Below are 18,523 nucleotides of genomic sequence, written 5' to 3' on the forward strand. Positions count from 1 at the left end.
TTCCTGTCTCCTTCCTACATCATCCCCACAAACATTCCCGCTACGATGGTCGATACGATGGACACGGCCACAATGCCGGAAATAATCATCTTAGGCATTAAAATCCCATTTAAATACTCCCGCTCCTCCTCTGTCTCCGCTGTGGCGCTGATGGCCTCATTGCAGATGATATAATTGAAGGGGAACCCTAAAAAGCAGTTTAAGCCTACAGCCATGGACATATTGACGGAAAATTTCATCAGCTTTCCGAACAGGATGGAGGCGATGGCGATGGCAATGGAGCCCAGCACCAGAAATCCGAAAATGGGCACGATCAGTCCAAACAGCTGCTGGGGCGTAGAGTTCGCGAAGTTTCTCATAAAGGAGGCCGTCAGGCACAGCTGCAGGATGCCCATGGACTCCGCTTTCTTTAAAGGCTCCTTCTCCAGGAAACCGCACATGACGCCGATGATGCCGATGGCGATCTGGAGAATGGTGTCGCTGAAATATTTCCCCGTATAGAGGTTGATAAAATAGACGATGCACGCCAGGATTCCCAGCTTGGTCAGATAATAGGTGTAGGTTTTGTACTTTGCCGGAACCAGGTCGTTGACCGTTTTCCTGGCCGCTTTCGTCCCTGCGGATTCCCCGGCGGAAGACTGGGCACGCAGGGCCTTGTCCCTGCGGAAGCTCTCAATCAGGGTGCGTCCCTCCCGTCTCAGGAAATAGCTGGTGAGAGGGAATCCGAAGAATCCCTGGAATACAAAGATCAGGGTTGCCAGCATGGCAATCTCCGGAAGGCCCATGGCCGCCGCCTGGTCACTCATGATGATCGTCGCCATGCCGCCGCCTGTAAGCGGAGGAACCGCCGCCAGAGCCATCTGATTGCCAAACAAAGCGCTGCCAAGAGGGGTCACCAGGGCTACAATCCCTCCTACCGCCGCCAGGATTACCACGACGGTGCGCCATTCCTGCCGGATCTCCTTTATGTCAAACATGGTGCCGATGTTGATCAGCACGAACAGGAGCATGATCTGGCGCATCTGGTTTACAAAGGCCACATCCAGAATGTCCCTGGGAAACAGCCCGGACCAGTACCCGGCCAGGAAAATAATGGATACCACCAGCAGGGAAGGTACCCTCGCCTTCGTCTTTTTCGTAACGATTTCCGCAATATACATTACAATAAATACTGTGGTGAGCGCTGTCACCAATGTCCAATGTCCCATACCTCTTTTTTCTCCCCTCTTTTGTGTTTCTACTTGACGGCCACCGCGTCAGCAGTGCCATCCGTCTCCTTTAACAGCTCCGCCGCGTAAAAAAGTGTGCACTCCACAGCCTTCTCAAGCGCTCTCTCATCCAGGTCAAACTGGGGATTGTGATGGCCGGCGCCGGCGCCCAGCTCCTCGTTGCGGATGCCCACAAAGGCAAACACGCCCGGATACCTTTGCAGATACCGCCCGAAGGTCTCCGTCGCCATCCAGGGCTCTGTCTCCACCACGTTTTCCTCCCCCACGGCCTTGGCCGCGGCCCGTGCTGCCACAGACGCCATGGCGGGATCATTGATGGTGGCAGTGTCACAGACCAGTTTTCTCTGGTATTCCACGGTACAGCCGTGCACGGCCGCCAGCCCCTCCGTCACCCGGCACACAATATCCATGGCCTGGCATCCGGCACCGTAGTCATAAAACCGCAGGCTGCCGGAGAAAAAGCCTTCCTCGGCGATCACATTGGGCTTGCTGCCCACCTGGATATTTCCCACGGAAAAGGTCACCATCCGGTCCGGCGCGATCCGCGCCTTCAGCAGAGACGGCACCTGAGCCAGGATCTGCACGATGCAGGCTCCCGGATCCACGCACAGGTCCGGACGGCTGCCGTGGCCGCCCACCCCCTTCACCTTCACTGCAAAGGCTGCCACAGATGCCATTCTCGGCCCCGGCTGCACGGACACCTTGCCGCAGTCCAGATCCGCGTAGAGATGGATCCCCCAGGCGTAGTCAATGTGGTAGCGGCTCAGGGCCTCCAGCATGGCGTCAATGCTCCAGCCGCCCTCCTCTCCCTGCTCAAAGCAGAATAAAACGGTTCCGCACAGCTCCTCTTTCATCTCGTTTAACGCCCGGATGGCCCCCAAAAGAACGGCCATATGTCCGTCATGGCCGCACAGATGGCCCACTCCCGGAGTCCCGGAAACGCACACCTTTTTTCCTTTCAGATTCGTCTCTGATTCCTGGGTGGGAAGGGCGTCCATATCGCTTCGCAGCAGCAGTGTCTTTCCCGGCCTCCCCGTTTCCAGCCGCCCGATGATCCCATAGTCCCCTACGGTCTCATAGGGAATGCCCAGCTGGTCCAGCTCTCCCGTGATCACGCGGTACGTCTCCTTCTCCTCCATGCTGTTCTCCGGGTGCTCGTGGAAATACCTGCGCATCCGAATCACGTATTCCTCCTGCTCTTTCGCAGCCTGTTTGATTCTCGTTTCTTCCAGCATTTCTTCGCCCCTTTCTCGTTTGTCTTATCATAGCGCCTATAGGGTTCTACAGATCAAGCCTCTTTTCCGCCTGCATTTTGCACAAAAAAAGAGAAAACATGGAGTCAGCTCCACTTTCACATTTTTTCAGATTTTTTCCGCTCTGTTTTGTGCAGAATTGACAAAGTTTTGCCAAACATCTATAATTTGATTCATAACAGGAGGTTTCCTATGAAAATCAGTGAATTCGCGGCCCTGCACCACGTAAGCCCTGACACGGTCCGGTATTATATAAAGGAAGGGCTTTTATATCCCATCCGGGACGGATACCATTTTTCCTTTGACGCCCAGTGCTCAAACGACCTGCGCCGGATTCTGAGTCTGAAAGACGCCGGCTTTTCCCTGGCTGACATCCGCCAGATCATGCTCGCGGGACAAGGCGGCCTTCTCTCTGCCAGTGTGGGGGCCTCCGGCTGCCAGGAGCTCTACCGGAGACGGCTGGAGGAAATCACGGCGGAGCTGGACCGCCTGACCCACGCCAAACACTTTGTGGAAAGTTTCATAGAACCGGAAAAGACCGGGGAACCGGCCGCCCTGCGGCCCTTTGGCGTCCCCCTTTCCGCCCTCTCCTGGCTGGTATGCCCCCACTGCCGCGGGCCTCTGACCCTGGAGAGCAACCAGATCGAGGCGAACCAGATCATCAACGGCTCTTTTTCCTGTCCCCAGTGCCGCACCTCCTGGAAGGTGGAGAACGGGATTTTCATGGTTTCCCCCAATCCGGACGCCTACAAAAATTTCTCCTCCTTCGACCTGTTTTTAGACCAGAGCAATCAGGCCCTCATGCAGGCCATCGCCCAGAACGTAAGATGGCTAAAATCCTGCATCAACAAATACCGCCGCCCGGTCCGCACCTGCCTGGACGCCGGAAGCGGGTTCGGTTTTTTCCTGCGCCACACCTATGACCTGATCCCGGACCACTGCCTCTACTTCGCGGTGGACCACGATCCCATGCGCCATCAGTTCCTGCGCAATGCCCTGGCCTCCCGGCCGGAAGTAAAAAACGTGGTGCTCCTATGCTGCCGCTACGAGGACATCCCCCTGCGGGCCGGCTCCATCGACCAGATCATTGACTACGGCGGCAGCAATGACTATTCCTGGACCACTCCAGGCTTTCTCCTGGATCTGCTGGACTGGCTGACCCACGAGCACAGCTCCGTCCTGTACCTGAACCGTTCCTACGACAAAATCCCCTTCGACTCCCCCATTGACGTGGCCTGCCGGGGATACCTGTACGAGGACGCTATTTTAAAAGACTTAAAAAAATTAGGCTACTCCATCCGGGAAAAGCTGCGGATGGATTTCACCCAGCGCCTGAAAGCCACAAATGCCTTTATGGATGACAAGGATCAGATCTACCGCCTGTGGATCTACCTGGAAAAGCACCCGTAAAGCCTGTAAACCGCCCCGGAATCCTGTTTCCGGGGCACCCCTTTCTCCCCTCCCTCATACAATGTACTATCACGTCAAAAAAAGGAGAATCCCATGAAAAAATCCATACGTTCCCTGTCCGGACGGGCCGTTTCGGCCTTTCTTGCCCTTTCCTTATCCGCCGCTTTCCTGACGGGCTGCTCTGCCTCCCAGGACTCTGGCCTGACGCCTGTGACCTTAAACGAAGTGGCCCACTCCATTTTCTACGCCCCTCAGTACGCCGCCATTGAGCTAGGCTACTTCGAGGACGAGGGGATCGCCCTCACCCTGGTAAACGGCGGCGGGGCCGACAAGGTGATGACCGCCCTCATTTCCGGGGACGCAGACATCGGCTTTATGGGCTCAGAGGCCGGGATCTACGTGTACCAGGAGGGCTCCCAGGACTACGCCGTAAACTTCGCCCAGCTCACCCAGCGGGCCGGCAATTTCCTGGTGAGCCGTACTCCCAAGGAGGACTTCCAGTGGACCGATTTAAAAGGCACATCAGTGCTGGGCGGCAGGGCCGGCGGCCGCCCCATCACCGGGAACAGCGTGAGCCAAATTCCATCCCCTCATCCCGGACAGGCCCCGGCCGCCCGCTCTCTCCATCTCTGGATTCCCCGGCAAAGTCCCGAAAAATTCTCTGACAAAGTTCAGAAAAACTGACATAATTACCAATTTTTAGGTAGTTTTTTCCTCTGAAGTCTGTTAAAATAAAGACTATCAGAATACGAATGGAGGGATTCTATTATGAAAAAAAAGTTAGCACTGCTGCTTGCCTGCGCCATGACTCTTGGCATGACGGCCTGTTCCGGCGGAAACACGGACACCACCACCGCGGCCCCCACTGAGGCGGAAACCACGGTAGCGGCCGCTGACGACGCAGCTGAGCCGGCAGAGGACGCCGCATCCGGAGATCTGGATACCCTGATCGAGGCCGCGAAAGCGGAGGGCGAGCTGACGGTATACGGCTCCTGCGAGGAGGAGTATTTATCCGCCGCCTGCCAGAATTTTGAAAAGCTGTACGGCATTCCCGTAAAATACCAGAGACTTTCCACCTCCGAGGTATACACCAAGGTATCTGAGGAAGGCGGAAAACCGTCTGCGGACGTATGGTTCGGCGGCACCACCGACCCCTACAACGAGGCAGTGGCCGACGGCCTGCTGATGCCCTATGAGGCCATCAACGCCGCAAACTTAATCAGCGACGACTACAAAGACCCCACCAACTGCTGGTACGGCATCTACAAGGGCATCCTCGGTTTCATGGTAAACACTGAGGAGCTGGAGCGCCTTGGCTTAGAGGCTCCCAAGACCTGGGATGACCTGACCAAGGAGGAGTACCAGGGACTGATCATGATGTCCAACCCCAACACCGCCGGCACGGCGAAACTGGTGATCAACACCATGATCCAGATGAAGGGCCACGACGAGGCTATGGAGTATTTCAAAGCTCTGGACAAGAACATCGCCCAGTACACCAAATCCGGTTCCGGCCCGTCCAAGATGGTAGGCCCCGGCGAGTGCGTTATCGCCATCGGTTTCCTGCATGACGGCATTTACCAGATCCTTCAGGGCTACGACAACATTGAGCTGATCGTTCCTGAGGACGGCACCTCCTTTGAGATCGGCGCTACGGCCATCTTCGAGGGCTGCGCTCATCCCAATGCCGCGAAGCTGTGGATCGAGTACGCTCTGTCTCCTGACTGCGTAGACCACGCGAAGGAGAACGGCTCCTATCAGTTCCTGGTGATCAGCAACGCGACCCAGCCTGAGGAGGCAACGCAGTTCGGTCTGGATATGAACAACACCATCGACTACGATTTCGAGGACGCGAAGAACAATATCGCCCAGTACGTGGAGGACTTCTTCGCTGCTCTGGGAAGCTCCTCTGACGGTGCGGATTCCAGCCGTTTCCTGACGGAGTAAGCCTTCCGGTACACTCGACCGGTCAGGCGCCGGGCGGGACGGCTCATAAGCCCCACGCCCCGCTAATGAAGTGAAAAGGCGCTGCGAATATGCGTTTCCGGCATTTCGCAGCGCTTTTCCTGTCAACACAACCCAATATAGAAAGGGGGCCTTTTTGTGGCCAGTAACCAGAGCGCCCGCCTGGAGCGCAAAAAATTCTTTTCAGACCCCATTCTGATCAGCATGATCGTCGTGCTGCTCATCTTCCTGGCGCTGTTCATCCTCTACCCGCTTTTAATGCTTTTGGTGGACAGCTTTTATACGGAAGGGACGTTCACTCTGGACGTATTCAAGCGGGTCTTAAGTCTGGAACGGTTCCAGACCGCGTTTAAAAACACCCTGGTCTTAGGGTTCATCACCGGACTGGCCTCCACGGCCATCGGACTGCTGTTCGCCTACGTGGAGGTTTATGTAAAGCTTAAGACAAAGATCCTGGAGAAACTGTTCGCCGTGGTTTCCATGCTGCCGGTGGTTTCCCCGCCCTTTGTGCTGTCCCTGTCCATGATCATGCTCTTTGGACGAAGCGGAATCATCACCCGCTCCCTTTTAGGGATCTACGACTCCAACGTCTACGGCTTAAAGGGTATCGCCATCGTGCAGACCCTGACCTTTTTCCCGGTGTGCTACCTGATGTTAAAGGGACTTTTAAAGAACATTGACCCCTCTCTGGAGGAGGCCACCAGGGATATGGGAGCCACCCGCTGGAAGGTGTTCACCAGCGTGACCTTCCCCCTGCTGCTGCCGGGCCTTGGAAACGCCTTTTTGGTGACCTTCATCGAGTCCGTGGCGGATTTTGCCAACCCCATGCTCATCGGCGGCTCCTACGACACCTTGGCCACCACCATCTATCTGCAGGTGACGGGTGCCTACGACTCCACCGGCGCGGCGGCCATGTCCGTGGTGCTGCTGTCCTTAACCATGGTGCTGTTTTTGATCCAGAAGTATTACCTGGAGAAAAAGACGGCGGCTACCCTGACGGGAAAAGCCTCCCGGATGCGGATGCTCATTGAGGATAAGAGCGTAACCATCCCCCTCACCATCATTTGCGCCCTGGTGGCGGCTTACGTGGTGCTCATGTACATCATGGTGCCCTTCGGCGCCCTGTTCACCCTCTGGGGCCGGGACTACAGCCTGAGCTTAAAGTGGTTCCAGTATATGTTTAAAACCAGCGGCTTAAAGGCCTTTAAGGACTCCTTCGTGCTGTCCCTCATCGCCGCTCCCCTGACGGCGTTTCTGTCCATGGTCATCTCCTATCTGGTGGTGAAGAAACGGTTTAAGGGCAGAAGTTTCATCGAGTTCGTGTCCATGCTGGCCATGGCCGTTCCCGGCACCGTTTTAGGTATCGGCTACATCCGCGGCTACGCCAACGGCCTGTTCCGCAGCGGCATTATGAGCGGCCTCTACGGGACGGGACTGATTCTGATTATCGTGTTTATCGTGCGAAGCCTTCCCACGGGAACGAGAAGCGGCATTTCCGCCCTGCGGCAGATCGACAAATCCATCGAGGAATCCGCCTACGACATGGGCGCTAACTCCGCCCGCGTGTTCATGACCGTGACCCTGCCCCTGATCAAGGACTCCTTCTTCAGCGGCCTGGTAACCGCCTTTGTGCGCAGCATCACGGCCATCTCGGCCATCATCCTTCTGGTGACGCCGGACTTCCTGCTCATCACCTGCCAGATCAACGAGCAGGCGGAAAAGGGCAACTACGGCGTGGCCTGCGCCTACGCCACGGTGCTGATCCTGATTACCTACGGCGCCGTGCTCATCATGAACCTGTTCATCGGGCGTTTCGGAACCAGCCGGAAGATCCGCAGCGCGGAATAAAGGGAAATGTGCAAGACTCCGGCATCTGCCGGGCAGAGAGGAGAAATTCAGAATGGAAAAACAGAAAAAAGGCGTCCGTTTGGAGCATATATCGAAAATTTACAACGATCCCAAGACGGGGAAAGAGTTTTACGCGGTAAAGGACACCACCTTAAACATTGAGCCGGGCACCTTCGTGACCCTGTTAGGCCCCTCCGGCTGCGGAAAGACCACCACCCTGCGCATGATCGCCGGCTTTGAAAGCCCGGACGAGGGAGAAATCTACTTAGGGGACGAGGCCATCAACGGCCTGACGCCAAACAAGAGGGATACGGCCATGGTATTCCAGAGCTACGCCCTTCTCCCCCACTACAACGTGTTTGACAACGTGGCCTACGGCTTAAAGATCCGCAAGCTCCCCAAGGAGGAAATCCATGAGCGGGTGATGAATATGCTGAAACTGGTGGAGATGGAGGGAATGGAATCCCGCATGACCAACCAGCTCTCCGGCGGCCAGCAACAGCGCGTGGCCTTAGCCAGAGCCCTGGTGATCGAGCCCAGCGTCCTGCTCTTTGACGAGCCTTTGAGCAACCTGGACGCGAAACTGCGAATCACCATGAGAACGGAGATCCGCAAAATCCAGCAGAAGGTGGGCATCACCGCCATCTACGTGACTCACGACCAGTCGGAGGCCATGAGCATTTCCGACAAAATCATCATCATGAGCAAGGGACAGGTGGAACAGATCGGAACCCCCAGGGAGATCTACTACCACCCCGCCTCCAAGTTCGTAGCCGACTTTATCGGCGAGGCCAACTTCCTGGACGCCAAGGTAAAATCCGTCTCCGGGGACAAGGCCTTAATCCAGATCACCGGCAAGGAGCTGGAGGTCAACAACTTCGCCGGTGCCAAGGCCGGAGACACCGCCACCCTGGTGATCCGTCCGGAGGGCGCAAGCCTTGCGGAAAGCGGCGTTTTGGAGGTGACCGTCACCCTCTCCACCTTTATGGGCTCCTATCAGTACTATGAGGCCATGCTGGGAGACACGGAGATTCAGATTACCGATTACAATCCTATCAACCGCAGAATCTACGAGGCCGGTGAGAAGGCTTACCTGGATTTTGATCCCAGAGGGGTTTACATTCTGTAAAGCGGCTGGTAAAATCACCCATAGAGCGGCACGGGCTGGGACTTGCCCGCGCCTGCCAAATACTGGAAGATGACAGGGGGTGAGGACAGATGACCACAGGCAGAGGACGGGGGACATCCCGGTTTTTGCAGGTTTTTTTGACGGCGGCGGTTTTGGGCGCCGCGGCGGCTGGAGTTTCCGGCTGCGGCAGCGGGAAACAGGAGCTGGCCGTCAGGGAAACCGTTCTCCCGGAGCGGGAGCTGGTGGTCTACTGTCCTCACCCCCAGGATTTTATAGACCCCATCGTGTCGGAATTTGAGGCCCAGACAGGGATTTCAGTCCTTGTCTGTTCCGGAGGCACAGGGGAGCTTTTGGATCAGGTCGCCCAGGGCCAGGAGCCTCTCTGCGACATCTTCTGGGGCGGCTCCCTCTCCATCACCTCCCCCAGGCGGGACCTGTTTGCCCCCTATACCAGCGCCAACGAGGGCCTGGTGCGGGAGGAATTTCAAAACCGGGAGGGAAACATGACCCGGTTTACGGACGTCCCCAGCGTCATCATGGTCAATACCAACCTGACGGAAGATATTCCCGTAAAAGGCTATGAGGATCTGCTGAATCCAAAGCTGAAGGGACGGATTGCCATGTGCGACCCGTCCGCCTCCTCCTCCGCCTGGGAGCACCTGATCAATATGCTCTACGCCATGGGGGACGGGGATCCGGAGCAGGGCTGGGACTATGTGGAACGGTTCTGTGAAAATCTGGACGGAACCCTTTTGGAGCGTTCCTCCCAGGTCTACGAGGGCGTGGCCAGTGGACAATATGCCGTGGGGCTGACCTTCGAGGAAGGGGGCGCCCGGTACGTGAAGACCGGCGGCCCGGTGCGTCTGGTCTACATGGAGGAGGGCGTGCTCTCCACCCCGGACGTGGTCTGCGTCGCCAAAAATGCCCCTCATCCGGAGGAGGCAGGAACCTTTGTGGACTTCGTCACCGGCTGGGACGCCCAGTCCATTATTGCCGGCACCTTAAACCGCCGCTCCGTCCGGACAGATGTGGACGAGCCGGAGGGACTGCCGGACAAAAGCAGCTTTCCTTCCATCGAGAGCAGCCTGGAGCTGGTAACCGGGCGCAGGGAGGAGTGGCTGGAACGGTTTGCCGAAATTTATGAAAAGGAGCTTTCAGAATGAAGAAGGAGCAGTATTTCAGAGAGGAGCTGCAGCGGCTTTTCATGGGGCTTGCCATCGTACCGGCAGTGTCCATCACCCTGATCTGCTGTTTCATATTTATGGGGCTTTTGCTAAAGAGCCGCTGGGAAGAAAACACCGGGCAGCGGGATTACATAACAGAGGTGCTGGAACAGACGATGGCCGCCTGCAGCCGGGAGCTGGAGCGTCTGGAGACGTTTCCCGGACTCTTTGACGGGGAGCCGGACCCTGCCGGCAGATCGGAGATTTTTGAGGAACTTTACAGAGCCACCAACGGTCTCGGCTACGAGGCCGATTTTTACATCCTGGACGCTAACCGGCAGGTGATCCTCTCTGACCAGGCCGCCGTTCCCAGCGCCTTAAAGGTGGCGCCCGGAGTGTCCTGGGGGATTTTCGCGGCCATGGAGGAAACGCCGGGGCAGACGGTGCTGCGGCTCCTGGACGGCTATAAGCAGGAGGGAGCCATGCTGGCCCTGGGACGGGCGGTGTCCCAGGGGGATCAGCTTTTGGGCTATCTTATCTTCACCCTGGATCACACGGCCATGCAGCCGCTGCTGGAGCGGTCCGCTGCCCAGGCAGTGGTCACTGATCCCTACGGCTGGGCCTACCTCTGCGGCAATTCCAGCTTTCTCACGGACAGCCATCAGCTCTCTAAGGACATCCGCGGCGGGGACACCTGGCTCTCCTACCACCGCCACCTCTATCTTCTCTCCGCCCGCCCCGCCTGCGGGGGACAGCTTTTCGTCTACGTGCTGTCGGACGTTCACAACATCGTGATCTCCCTGGCCCTAAACGCCGCCTTGGTGATCACGGCCCTGTTTATCATGACCATCTGGGTCTTTGTGACCACCAGGAAGGTGACGGAGAAAAAGACGGCGGACTTTTACCGGATCCTGGAGGTGATGGACCAGGGCCGGCAGGGAAACTTAGACTGCCGCGTCCAGGTGGACAGCAACAATGAGTTTAAGACCATCGCCGACGCCTACAACGGTATGATCGGCAGCCTGCGGCAGCAGATGGAGAATAACAGCCGTATGGCAGAGCTGGTGGCCCTCTCCCAGAACCGGCAGCTGGAGTCCCAGTTCAACCCCCATTTCCTCTACAACACCCTGGAAAACATCCGGTATATGTGCCGCATCGAGCCGGAGACGGCCTCCCGGATGATCTTCTGCCTGTCCGGCCTTCTCCGCTACAGCCTGGACAGCAGCCGGACGGAGGTAACCCTGCGGGAGGATCTGGACCATTTAAACAACTATCTGACCATTTTAACATACCGGTTCGGCACCCGCTTAACCTGCACCGTGGACGTGGAGGAATCCACCCTGGACTGCCGGATCCCCAAGCTGGTGCTCCAGCCCATGATTGAAAATTCCGTCAAATACGGATTTGGAAACGGGGACCGCCTGACGGTGGAGCTGAAGGCCTACATCCACGAGGGACATCTGGTGATGATCTGCCGGGACGACGGGGCGGGAATGACCCCGGCGGCCTTAAGCGAACTGGGACGGCTTTTGGAACAGAAGGAGCCCCCCGGCCGCCACTCCGGCCTTTACAACATCCACCGCAGGATCCAGCTTTTATACGGACATCTCTACGGAGTGGAGATCCGCAGCACCGAGGGCCACGGCACGACGCTGATCGTAAACCTGCCGGTCCGCAGAGAGGAGAGCTTATGCTGAGAATACTGATCGCTGAAGATGAAGACATTATCCGAAAGGGGTTAGTCTACACTGTGGACTGGCTCTCCATGGACTGCGTGGTGGTGGCGGAGGCTGCCAACGGGCGGGAGGGGCTGGAAAAAATCCTGGAATACCGGCCGGACGTGGTCATCGCCGACATCTGTATGCCTTATCTGGACGGGATTGAGATGATCCGCCAGGCGTCGGAATCGGTGAAATTCGTCAGCATCCTTCTCACCAGCTACGCGGAATTTGACTACGCCCGCCGGGCCATTGACGCCAGGGTGCGGGAATACCTGTTAAAACCGGTGGACGAGGAAAAGCTGGCGCAGCTCATGGAAAAAATCGCCGGGGAAATCGCCGCCGGCCGCCAGGCGGAGCACAGGAAAAGCCAGACGGAGCCGGAGGGCGTTCTCTTAAACCTGGAGGATTACATGGATCTGGACCGGTCGGAAAACGGCTACGTCTCCCAGGCCCTGGAGCGGATCCGCACCGGGTACGCCGGGAAACTGAGCGTGGAATCCATTTCCGAGGAGCTGGGGGTGAGCGCCAGCTATTTAAGCCGGAAATTTAAGGAGGTCACCGGGCAGACCTTCCTGGATTTTCTCAACCGCTACCGGGTGCAGCAGGCGGCGGCCCTGTTAGGCACGGGAAAATACAGGATTAGCGAGATCTCCGAGGCCACCGGCTTTTCTGACTATAAGCATTTCTGCGCGGTGTTTAAAAAGTATACGTCGAAATCGCCTACGAAGTTTTTGAAGGGGATGGGATGAGATTTTATAAAAGTTTCCATAGAGACGGACAGACAAAACGGGCGGGCCAAAAAGGCCTGCCCGTCCTGTTTCCAAAGAATATTCAGAAAGGAAAGAAAGTTTCTATGATCGATTTCCCGTCTTTAATTTAAGGCATACACCTCCTCGTAGGAAATCCTGGGAAGGCGCTCGCCCTCTGTCACTTCTCCCAGGCGCTCCCTGTCGTCGTTGACGCGGTAGATGGTGCCGTCCTCGTATTCGTAGTAATACTCCCCGTCCACCCGGTAGGCCCGGTCGGAGGTCTGGACACGGCCGGCCTCGTTTACCAGATAGAGCTGGCCGTTTACCTCAAATACCTGGAAATCTTCGCCTTCCTCTGCCTGCACCAGCTTTCCCTGGTAGTAGAGGTAGCCGTTTCTCGTTCCCGTTTCTCCGCCGTTATTGTTGAAATAGAAGGTGGAGCGCTCGCCGTCCTCCTCGTAGACGTTGGGCTGACGGCCCGTTTTCATGGCGCCGTCAGAGTCGTCGGCTCCGAAGTAGGCGCTGACGATGGCGCCGTCCTCCTGGCGGAATCCGATGAGACCGCTTTTCATGCGGCCATACTCGTCAAAGAAGTAGCGGTGGCCGTTGATCCGGACGGTGGCGTCGGTGACGGTTTCCGCGCCGGTTTTTAAGTATTCCGGGGTGCCGCTGTTGTCAAAGTAGTACCAGGCTCCCTCGCCGCCGTCGTAGCGGTTTCCCCACTGGCTGGGCGTCATCTCGCTGGGAGTGGCCGGGCCGAAGGCAAAATCGTCATCCTCTGTATCCTCCGGGTCATCGTAGAGGTATCTCCAGCCTCTGGCCATCTGTCCCTCGTCCGGGCCGCCGAAGTATTTTAAGGTGCTGACTCCGGTGGCGTCCTCCGCCTCCCGCTCTCCCACGCTCACCCAGCCGGTGGCCATGGCGCCGTTTTCATCGAAGTAATAGCGGTAGCCGTTGATCATGCGGTTGACGTAGGTTTCGCCGTCGTCTGCCCGCAGGGCGCGGCCGTTTTCCAGGAAGTAGAACCAGGTGCCGCCGCCGGTCATGATCCCGGCTACCTCACCATCCTCATGGCCGTCCTCCTCGTCGTAGTCCAGGCAGAGCCAGCCGGTTTTAACCGCTCCATCGCTCTCATCGCCCAGGTAATACAGATGATCGTCCTCGTCTGTCAGCCAGCCGTAGCTCATCCTTCCGTCGGAGTCAAAGTGGTAGCGCTGGCCGTTGATCACCCGCCAGCCGTCGGTGACGGCCCTGCCGTTGGCGTCTAGGTAAAACCAGCCGCCGTCAGAGCTGGGCGCGTCGTCGCCCTCGTCCGCCCACACCCAGCGGCTGCTGACGCGGGCTCCGTTTACATCCACGTAATAGGAGTCTTCCACCCACTGATCCCTGGCCATGATGCCGTCGGAATCCAGGTAGAAATAGTAGTCGCCGGATTGTCTCCAGGCGTCTGTCACCCGGTATCCGCTGCTGTCGGTGTAGATCCAATCCGCTCCCGTCTGTTCCCAGGCCGCCAGGGAGGTCACAGCCGCCCCTGCCGATAATGCCGCGGCCACACCGAATATAGCCGCCGCCTTTGTTTTCCGTTTCATGATATTCACTCCTTTTTGCTTGTTTTGTAATCTTCATTACAGAAATCAGTATAAAAAAGGAGGATAACAGGCAGATAACATTCTGATAAACTTTTTCTAAAGTCACCTTTCTATTTTCTTACAGCCTCCTTCGCCCCGCCTTCCATGGGAAGGGTCAGCACCACCGCCAGGCCCTTCCTGTTTTCGGCCCGCACCGTGCCGCCGTGGCCCTTTACAATCTCCATCACCACCGCCAGGCCGATGCCGCTTCCTTCCCCGGAGTGGGTTCTGGCCTCGTCGGTGCGGTAAAAATGGTCAAAGAGCCGTCCCAGGCTCTCCTCCGGCACGCCGGGGCCGTCGTCGGCGAAGGTAAGCTCCAGCTTGAGCCGCCGATTCCGGCTCTCTAGGGAAATGGTGACGGCGGAGGTTTCTTTCTCCCGGTAGCGGACCGTGTTGGCAAAGAGGTTGTCCATCACCCGTTTCCACTCGTTTCCGTCCAGCATGACGGGATAGCGCTTTTCCCGGAAACGGAGGCGGACTGTGACATGGTCCCGCCGGAACTGTTCCCCGTTGCTCTCCACGTACTGCTCCAGAAAAGCACGCATATCCGCCGGTTCCAGCTGGTATTGGAAGGTCTCGTTTTCCAGGCGGTTGTAGACGGAAAGGCTTTCCACCAGCCGCTCCAGGTCCCCGGTGCGGGTCTGGATGGCTTTCAAATACCGCTCCCGCATTTCCGGTGTGGCGGCAATTCCCTCCAAAAGTCCTTCCAGGTAGCCGCGGATGGAGGTGAGAGGCGTCCGCAGGTCGTGGGATACTCCGGTGATCAGCTCCCGCCGCCTTTTTTCAAACTCCTGCCGCTGCTTTACAGACTGTTTTAAATATCCCCGCATCTCGTTGAAATCCCGGCAGACCTCCCCGAACTCGTCTTGCTTGCCGTAGGCGATCCGGTGATCCAGGTTTCCGTTTCGGATCTCCCGGGCCCCGGCGCTCAGCTCCTTTAACGGCTCCAGCACGCTGCGGGAAATCCAGCGGGACAGGGCCAGGTTGGCCAGCTCCACCAGGCCGATGAACAAAAAGGCCAGAATCAGGAGGTATTTTAAAATGTACTCCCTTAAATAGGAACGGGAGGCCAGATCGGCACGGCCGTTGTTGACGGCGATGAGGGAGCAGACGTCCTCGTCCCGGTAGAAGGTATATTTGATCACCGTCAAGTCTCCCTCGCAGGCCGTCAGGGATTTGGCGGTGTAGAGGGCGTCCCCCACCACCTGCTCCGCCGCCTGGATGTCTTCCTCCGATATGGTGGTGTAAACCACCTCCCCGTTCATTTTTATGCGGACGTAGTATCCCATGGCCGCCAGAGTTTCCTCCAGGTTGGTCATATCCCCGTTGGGCTCAAATTCCCGGCCGCCCCAGTCGTGGTCCCAGAGCTCCATTTTATAGGTGTAGATCAGGCTCTGGGCGGACTGGAGGCCGTTTTCATTGATATACATGGTCTCCAGGGTGTTCCAGTAGCTGCCCATGGAGGTTTTCATGATCAAAAAGACCCCCATCAGGGAGAGTACGATGGGGATCAGCACCATGAGCAGATTGGAGAGCTGTATTTTTCGTTTTAACGTCATATGGATCATACCTGCCTTTTCCCTTTTTCCGCCAGCCCCTTACTGGAGCCGGAACCGGTAGCCGGAGCCCCACACCGTCTCGATAAACTGGGGGTTGGAGCCGTCCTTTTCGATCTTTTCCCGCAGACGGTTGATGTGCACCGTCACCGTGGCCGTGCTGCCCCCCGCGTCCATACCCCAGATGCGGTCAAACAGCAGGTCTTTGGAAAAGACGATGTTGGGGTTTTCCATGAGAAACAGCAGGAGCTCAAATTCTTTGTTGGTGAGGAACACTTCCTCCCCGTCAATGAAAATCCGCCGGGCCTCCGGACAGACCGTCATGTTCTGAATCACCACGGAATCCGGCCGCCGCTCTCTCTTTTCCTCCAGCAGCCGCTGGTGGATTCTGATGTGGGAGTGCACTCTGGCCACCAGCTCCGCCGGGCTGAAGGGCTTGATCAGATAGTCGTCCGCTCCCAGGCCCAGGCCGCGGATCTTGTCCACGTCCTCCTTTTTCGCCGTGACCATGATCACCGGCAGATTCAGGCTCCTTCGCACCTCTCTGCAAATGTCAAACCCGTTTTTTCCCGGCAGCATCACGTCCAGGATCAGAGCGTCATAATCTCCCCGCAGGGCCTTTTCCATCCCCCGCTCCCCGTCCAGCTCGATTTCCACCTGAAAATCTCCCGCCTCCAGGTAATCCCGCTCCAGCTCCGCGATCAGTTCGTCGTCCTCTATGATCAGTATTCGGCTCATCTCTCACCTCTCCTTGTGGTTTGTCTGTTGTCTGTGATGTTATCCTTGATTATAGGGGGTTTTTATAACGAAATTCTCTCAAAAAGATAAATCATTTATAAACTCCGCTCCCTGATTTCATTATAAAAGGGGGGCTGGGAAACCGCAAATGCCTGTTTTTCATGCTTTGCCATGCGTTTGGGCTATATCTGGAGGCGGATTGGGGCCATTGGGGCATTTGGGGCGGATTTGGCCTCTTGGCCGTTCTGGCTCTTTGGACACTTTGGCCCTCTGGTCGCTCTGGCTCTCTGGCTTTTGGTCTCGTCCTTCCCCTTTATCTTTTCTCATAGGATAAGCCTGCCGCCTCATAGGATACTACCAAACCAGGGATGGGAGGAAATCCTATGAGAATGAAAAAACCGGTCTGTTTCCTATTTCAAAGCCGGGAAACGGATCCCATTTCCGTGGAACGCAGGCGGGAATGGCTGAGCCGGCAGGGATATGTGGTGGTCACCTTTGTGGAACGCCCTGGGGGAGGCAAAGAACCAGAGGCAGGGCTTTTGCAGGTTCTCAGGAATCATCTGCGGTGACGGCAGAACGGCAAAAAGGAGGCGGTTTTTATGACCTGCACCGGCACGGAGCCTGCTGTGGTGGTAAACGGCTACGTAAGGCTCTCCAGAGACGACAACCGGCGAAATTACACATCCATTGAAAACCAGAAAAAAATCATTTTCCAGTACGCCAGGGAACACTCCATGACCGTGGGCCGCATCTACGAGGACGACGGATTTTCCGGCTACTCCTTCAGCCGTCCCGCTTTTCAACAGATGATGGCCGACTTAAACTCCATCGGCGTAATCGTGGCCAAGGATCTCTCCCGGATCGGACGGCACAACGCCAAGGTGCTGCTCTTTCTGGAGGAAATGGAGGAGCTGGGCAAGCGGGTGATTCTGATTGACGACGGCTACGACTCTCTCCGCTGCGACGACGACATGATCGGCATCAAGACCTGGGACAATGAGCGGTACGTAAAAAGTACCAGCCGAAAGGTGCGGCGGATAAAAAGGATGGAACAGGAAAACGGGACGCTAAAAACCAAGCCGCCCTTCGGCTACACCAGACATCCCCTCCAGCCCTCCCTTCTTCTCATCGACCAGGAGGCCGCCGCCATCTTAAACCTGGAAAAAGAGCTGTATCTGGAGGGAAACGGCATCCGGAAGGTGGCGGAACTGCTGACAGAACGGGGCGTCCCCACTCCCTCCACGCTGCGGCAGGAGCGGCGCCAGGCCCTGGGACTGCCCTGCGGCCGGCCCGCGGCCCGCCAGTGGACGTACTCTATGGTCAAAGACACCCTGTTCAACGATTTTCACAACGGCGTGCTCCGCACCCACAAGCGGGAGCGGGTCACCATCAACGGGAAGGACAGGAAGGTCCCCAAAGACCAGCAGTACGTGTTCCCAGACCACCATCCAAAGATCTTTGACGACGATGCCTGGCGCCTGCTGCTGGAGGTGAAGGAAAGCCGCAGCCACAACCGCTACCGCGGGCAGAGAACTCACGTCAACCTGTTTTCCGGCTGCCTGTTCTGTAAAGACTGCGGCCTCCGCATGACCGCCGTCAGCCGCCCCGGCCGCCCCAAATACTACGTCTGCGGCACCTACAATAAAAAAGGAAAACGGTTCTGTCCCCACTCCCATCTGGTGACGGAAGAAATTCTGACAAAGTCCCTGTTTTTCTACCTCTCCCTCTGGCGGCGCCTGCGAAAAAACGCCCTTCAAAGCCTGGATCTACCGGAATCAAACGAGGTCTCCTATTCTCTCCGTGACAGCCGGAAACGGCTGGAAAACCAGCTGGAACAGGCCAAACGGGAGCTGAAAACCCTGATCGCCCAAAAGGTGCGGGAGCTGGCCGAACATCCCAGGGGCAGCGAACTGATCGCCCAGTCCTACCAGGTCCTGCAGGAAGAAAAGACGGCGGCCATTTCCGCCATGGAGCGGCAGCTGGCGAACCTGGAGGAGGTTTCCCCGCCCCCGGAAACGGCGCAGGCCCGCGGACGGCGGACGGCCCTGACGGTTCTGGACGAAATTCTTAAAAAGAGGGAGCTGACCAGGACGGACGTGGAAATGCTGGTGGAAAAAATGGTGGTGGACCGGGA

Annotated in this window: 13 protein-coding genes and 2 pseudogenes; 10 read left to right on the forward strand and 5 right to left on the reverse strand. The window is 57.2% G+C overall.

The features are described from left to right. Positions 1–14 precede the first annotated feature (14 nt). Both B5E84_RS01675 and B5E84_RS01680 read right to left on the reverse strand, forming a co-directional pair. Positions 15–1,208 (reverse strand): hypothetical protein, encoded by a 1,194-nt coding sequence (locus tag B5E84_RS01675; RefSeq protein WP_087218291.1) that lies wholly within the window; start codon positions 1,206–1,208, stop codon positions 15–17. Positions 1,209–1,237: 29 nt separating this feature from the next. After that, positions 1,238–2,464, reverse strand: coding sequence for a M20 metallopeptidase family protein (locus B5E84_RS01680; RefSeq protein WP_087218294.1), 1,227 nt, complete (start codon positions 2,462–2,464; stop codon positions 1,238–1,240). Between the two features lie 210 nt (positions 2,465–2,674). Here B5E84_RS01680 and B5E84_RS01685 point away from each other — a divergent pair, with 210 nt between their 5' ends. From B5E84_RS01685 to B5E84_RS01720, 8 genes and pseudogenes are all read left to right on the forward strand, one after another. Then, a complete protein-coding gene (locus B5E84_RS01685) occupies positions 2,675–3,892 on the forward strand; it encodes a MerR family transcriptional regulator (protein ID WP_087218297.1) in 1,218 nt (405 codons plus the stop codon). A gap of 93 nt (positions 3,893–3,985) precedes the next feature. After that, positions 3,986–4,447 (forward strand): annotated as a pseudogene (locus B5E84_RS01690) (ABC transporter substrate-binding protein); the annotation flags it as partial. A gap of 213 nt (positions 4,448–4,660) precedes the next feature. Then, entirely contained in the window at positions 4,661–5,839 is a 1,179-nt protein-coding gene (locus tag B5E84_RS01695; RefSeq protein ID WP_087218302.1) for an ABC transporter substrate-binding protein, read from the forward strand. A gap of 156 nt (positions 5,840–5,995) precedes the next feature. Next, positions 5,996–7,705, forward strand: coding sequence for an ABC transporter permease (locus B5E84_RS01700; RefSeq protein ID WP_087218305.1), 1,710 nt, complete (start codon positions 5,996–5,998; stop codon positions 7,703–7,705). Between the two features lie 52 nt (positions 7,706–7,757). Beyond that, a complete protein-coding gene (locus tag B5E84_RS01705) occupies positions 7,758–8,834 on the forward strand; it encodes an ABC transporter ATP-binding protein (RefSeq protein ID WP_087218308.1) in 1,077 nt (358 codons plus the stop codon). Between the two features lie 89 nt (positions 8,835–8,923). Then, entirely contained in the window at positions 8,924–9,997 is a 1,074-nt protein-coding gene (locus B5E84_RS01710; RefSeq protein WP_087218311.1) for an extracellular solute-binding protein, read from the forward strand. Beyond that, positions 9,994–11,694, forward strand: coding sequence for a sensor histidine kinase (locus B5E84_RS01715; RefSeq protein ID WP_087218314.1), 1,701 nt, complete (start codon positions 9,994–9,996; stop codon positions 11,692–11,694). Before B5E84_RS01710 ends, B5E84_RS01715 begins: the two co-directional genes overlap by 4 nt. Then, positions 11,688–12,467: a response regulator transcription factor gene (locus B5E84_RS01720; RefSeq protein ID WP_087218317.1), complete on the forward strand. Its 780-nt coding sequence runs from the start codon at positions 11,688–11,690 to the stop codon at positions 12,465–12,467. Before B5E84_RS01715 ends, B5E84_RS01720 begins: the two co-directional genes overlap by 7 nt. 122 nt (positions 12,468–12,589) lie before the next feature. Here the strand turns inward: B5E84_RS01720 and B5E84_RS01725 are convergent, their stop codons facing one another. From B5E84_RS01725 to B5E84_RS01735, 3 genes are all read right to left on the reverse strand, one after another. Beyond that, positions 12,590–14,056: a PspC-like choline-binding domain-containing protein gene (locus B5E84_RS01725; RefSeq protein WP_087218320.1), complete on the reverse strand. Its 1,467-nt coding sequence runs from the start codon at positions 14,054–14,056 to the stop codon at positions 12,590–12,592. Positions 14,057–14,166: 110 nt separating this feature from the next. Further along, the gene (locus tag B5E84_RS01730) at positions 14,167–15,663 is read right to left on the reverse strand and encodes a sensor histidine kinase (RefSeq protein WP_242963221.1); all 1,497 of its coding nucleotides are present in this window, start codon (positions 15,661–15,663) and stop codon (positions 14,167–14,169) included. A gap of 30 nt (positions 15,664–15,693) precedes the next feature. Next, a complete protein-coding gene (locus tag B5E84_RS01735) occupies positions 15,694–16,389 on the reverse strand; it encodes a response regulator transcription factor (protein WP_087218323.1) in 696 nt (231 codons plus the stop codon). Between the two features lie 383 nt (positions 16,390–16,772). Here B5E84_RS01735 and B5E84_RS01740 point away from each other — a divergent pair, with 383 nt between their 5' ends. Both B5E84_RS01740 and B5E84_RS21360 read left to right on the forward strand, forming a co-directional pair. Further along, a complete protein-coding gene (locus B5E84_RS01740) occupies positions 16,773–16,958 on the forward strand; it encodes a hypothetical protein (protein WP_087218326.1) in 186 nt (61 codons plus the stop codon). Positions 16,959–16,988: 30 nt separating this feature from the next. Further along, a pseudogene (locus tag B5E84_RS21360) lies at positions 16,989–18,068 on the forward strand (recombinase family protein); the annotation flags it as partial. Between the last annotated feature and the right edge of the window lie 455 nt (positions 18,069–18,523).

Source organism: Lachnoclostridium sp. An14 (assembly GCF_002160755.1).
Taxonomy (GTDB): Bacteria; Bacillota; Clostridia; order Lachnospirales; family Lachnospiraceae; genus Lachnoclostridium_A.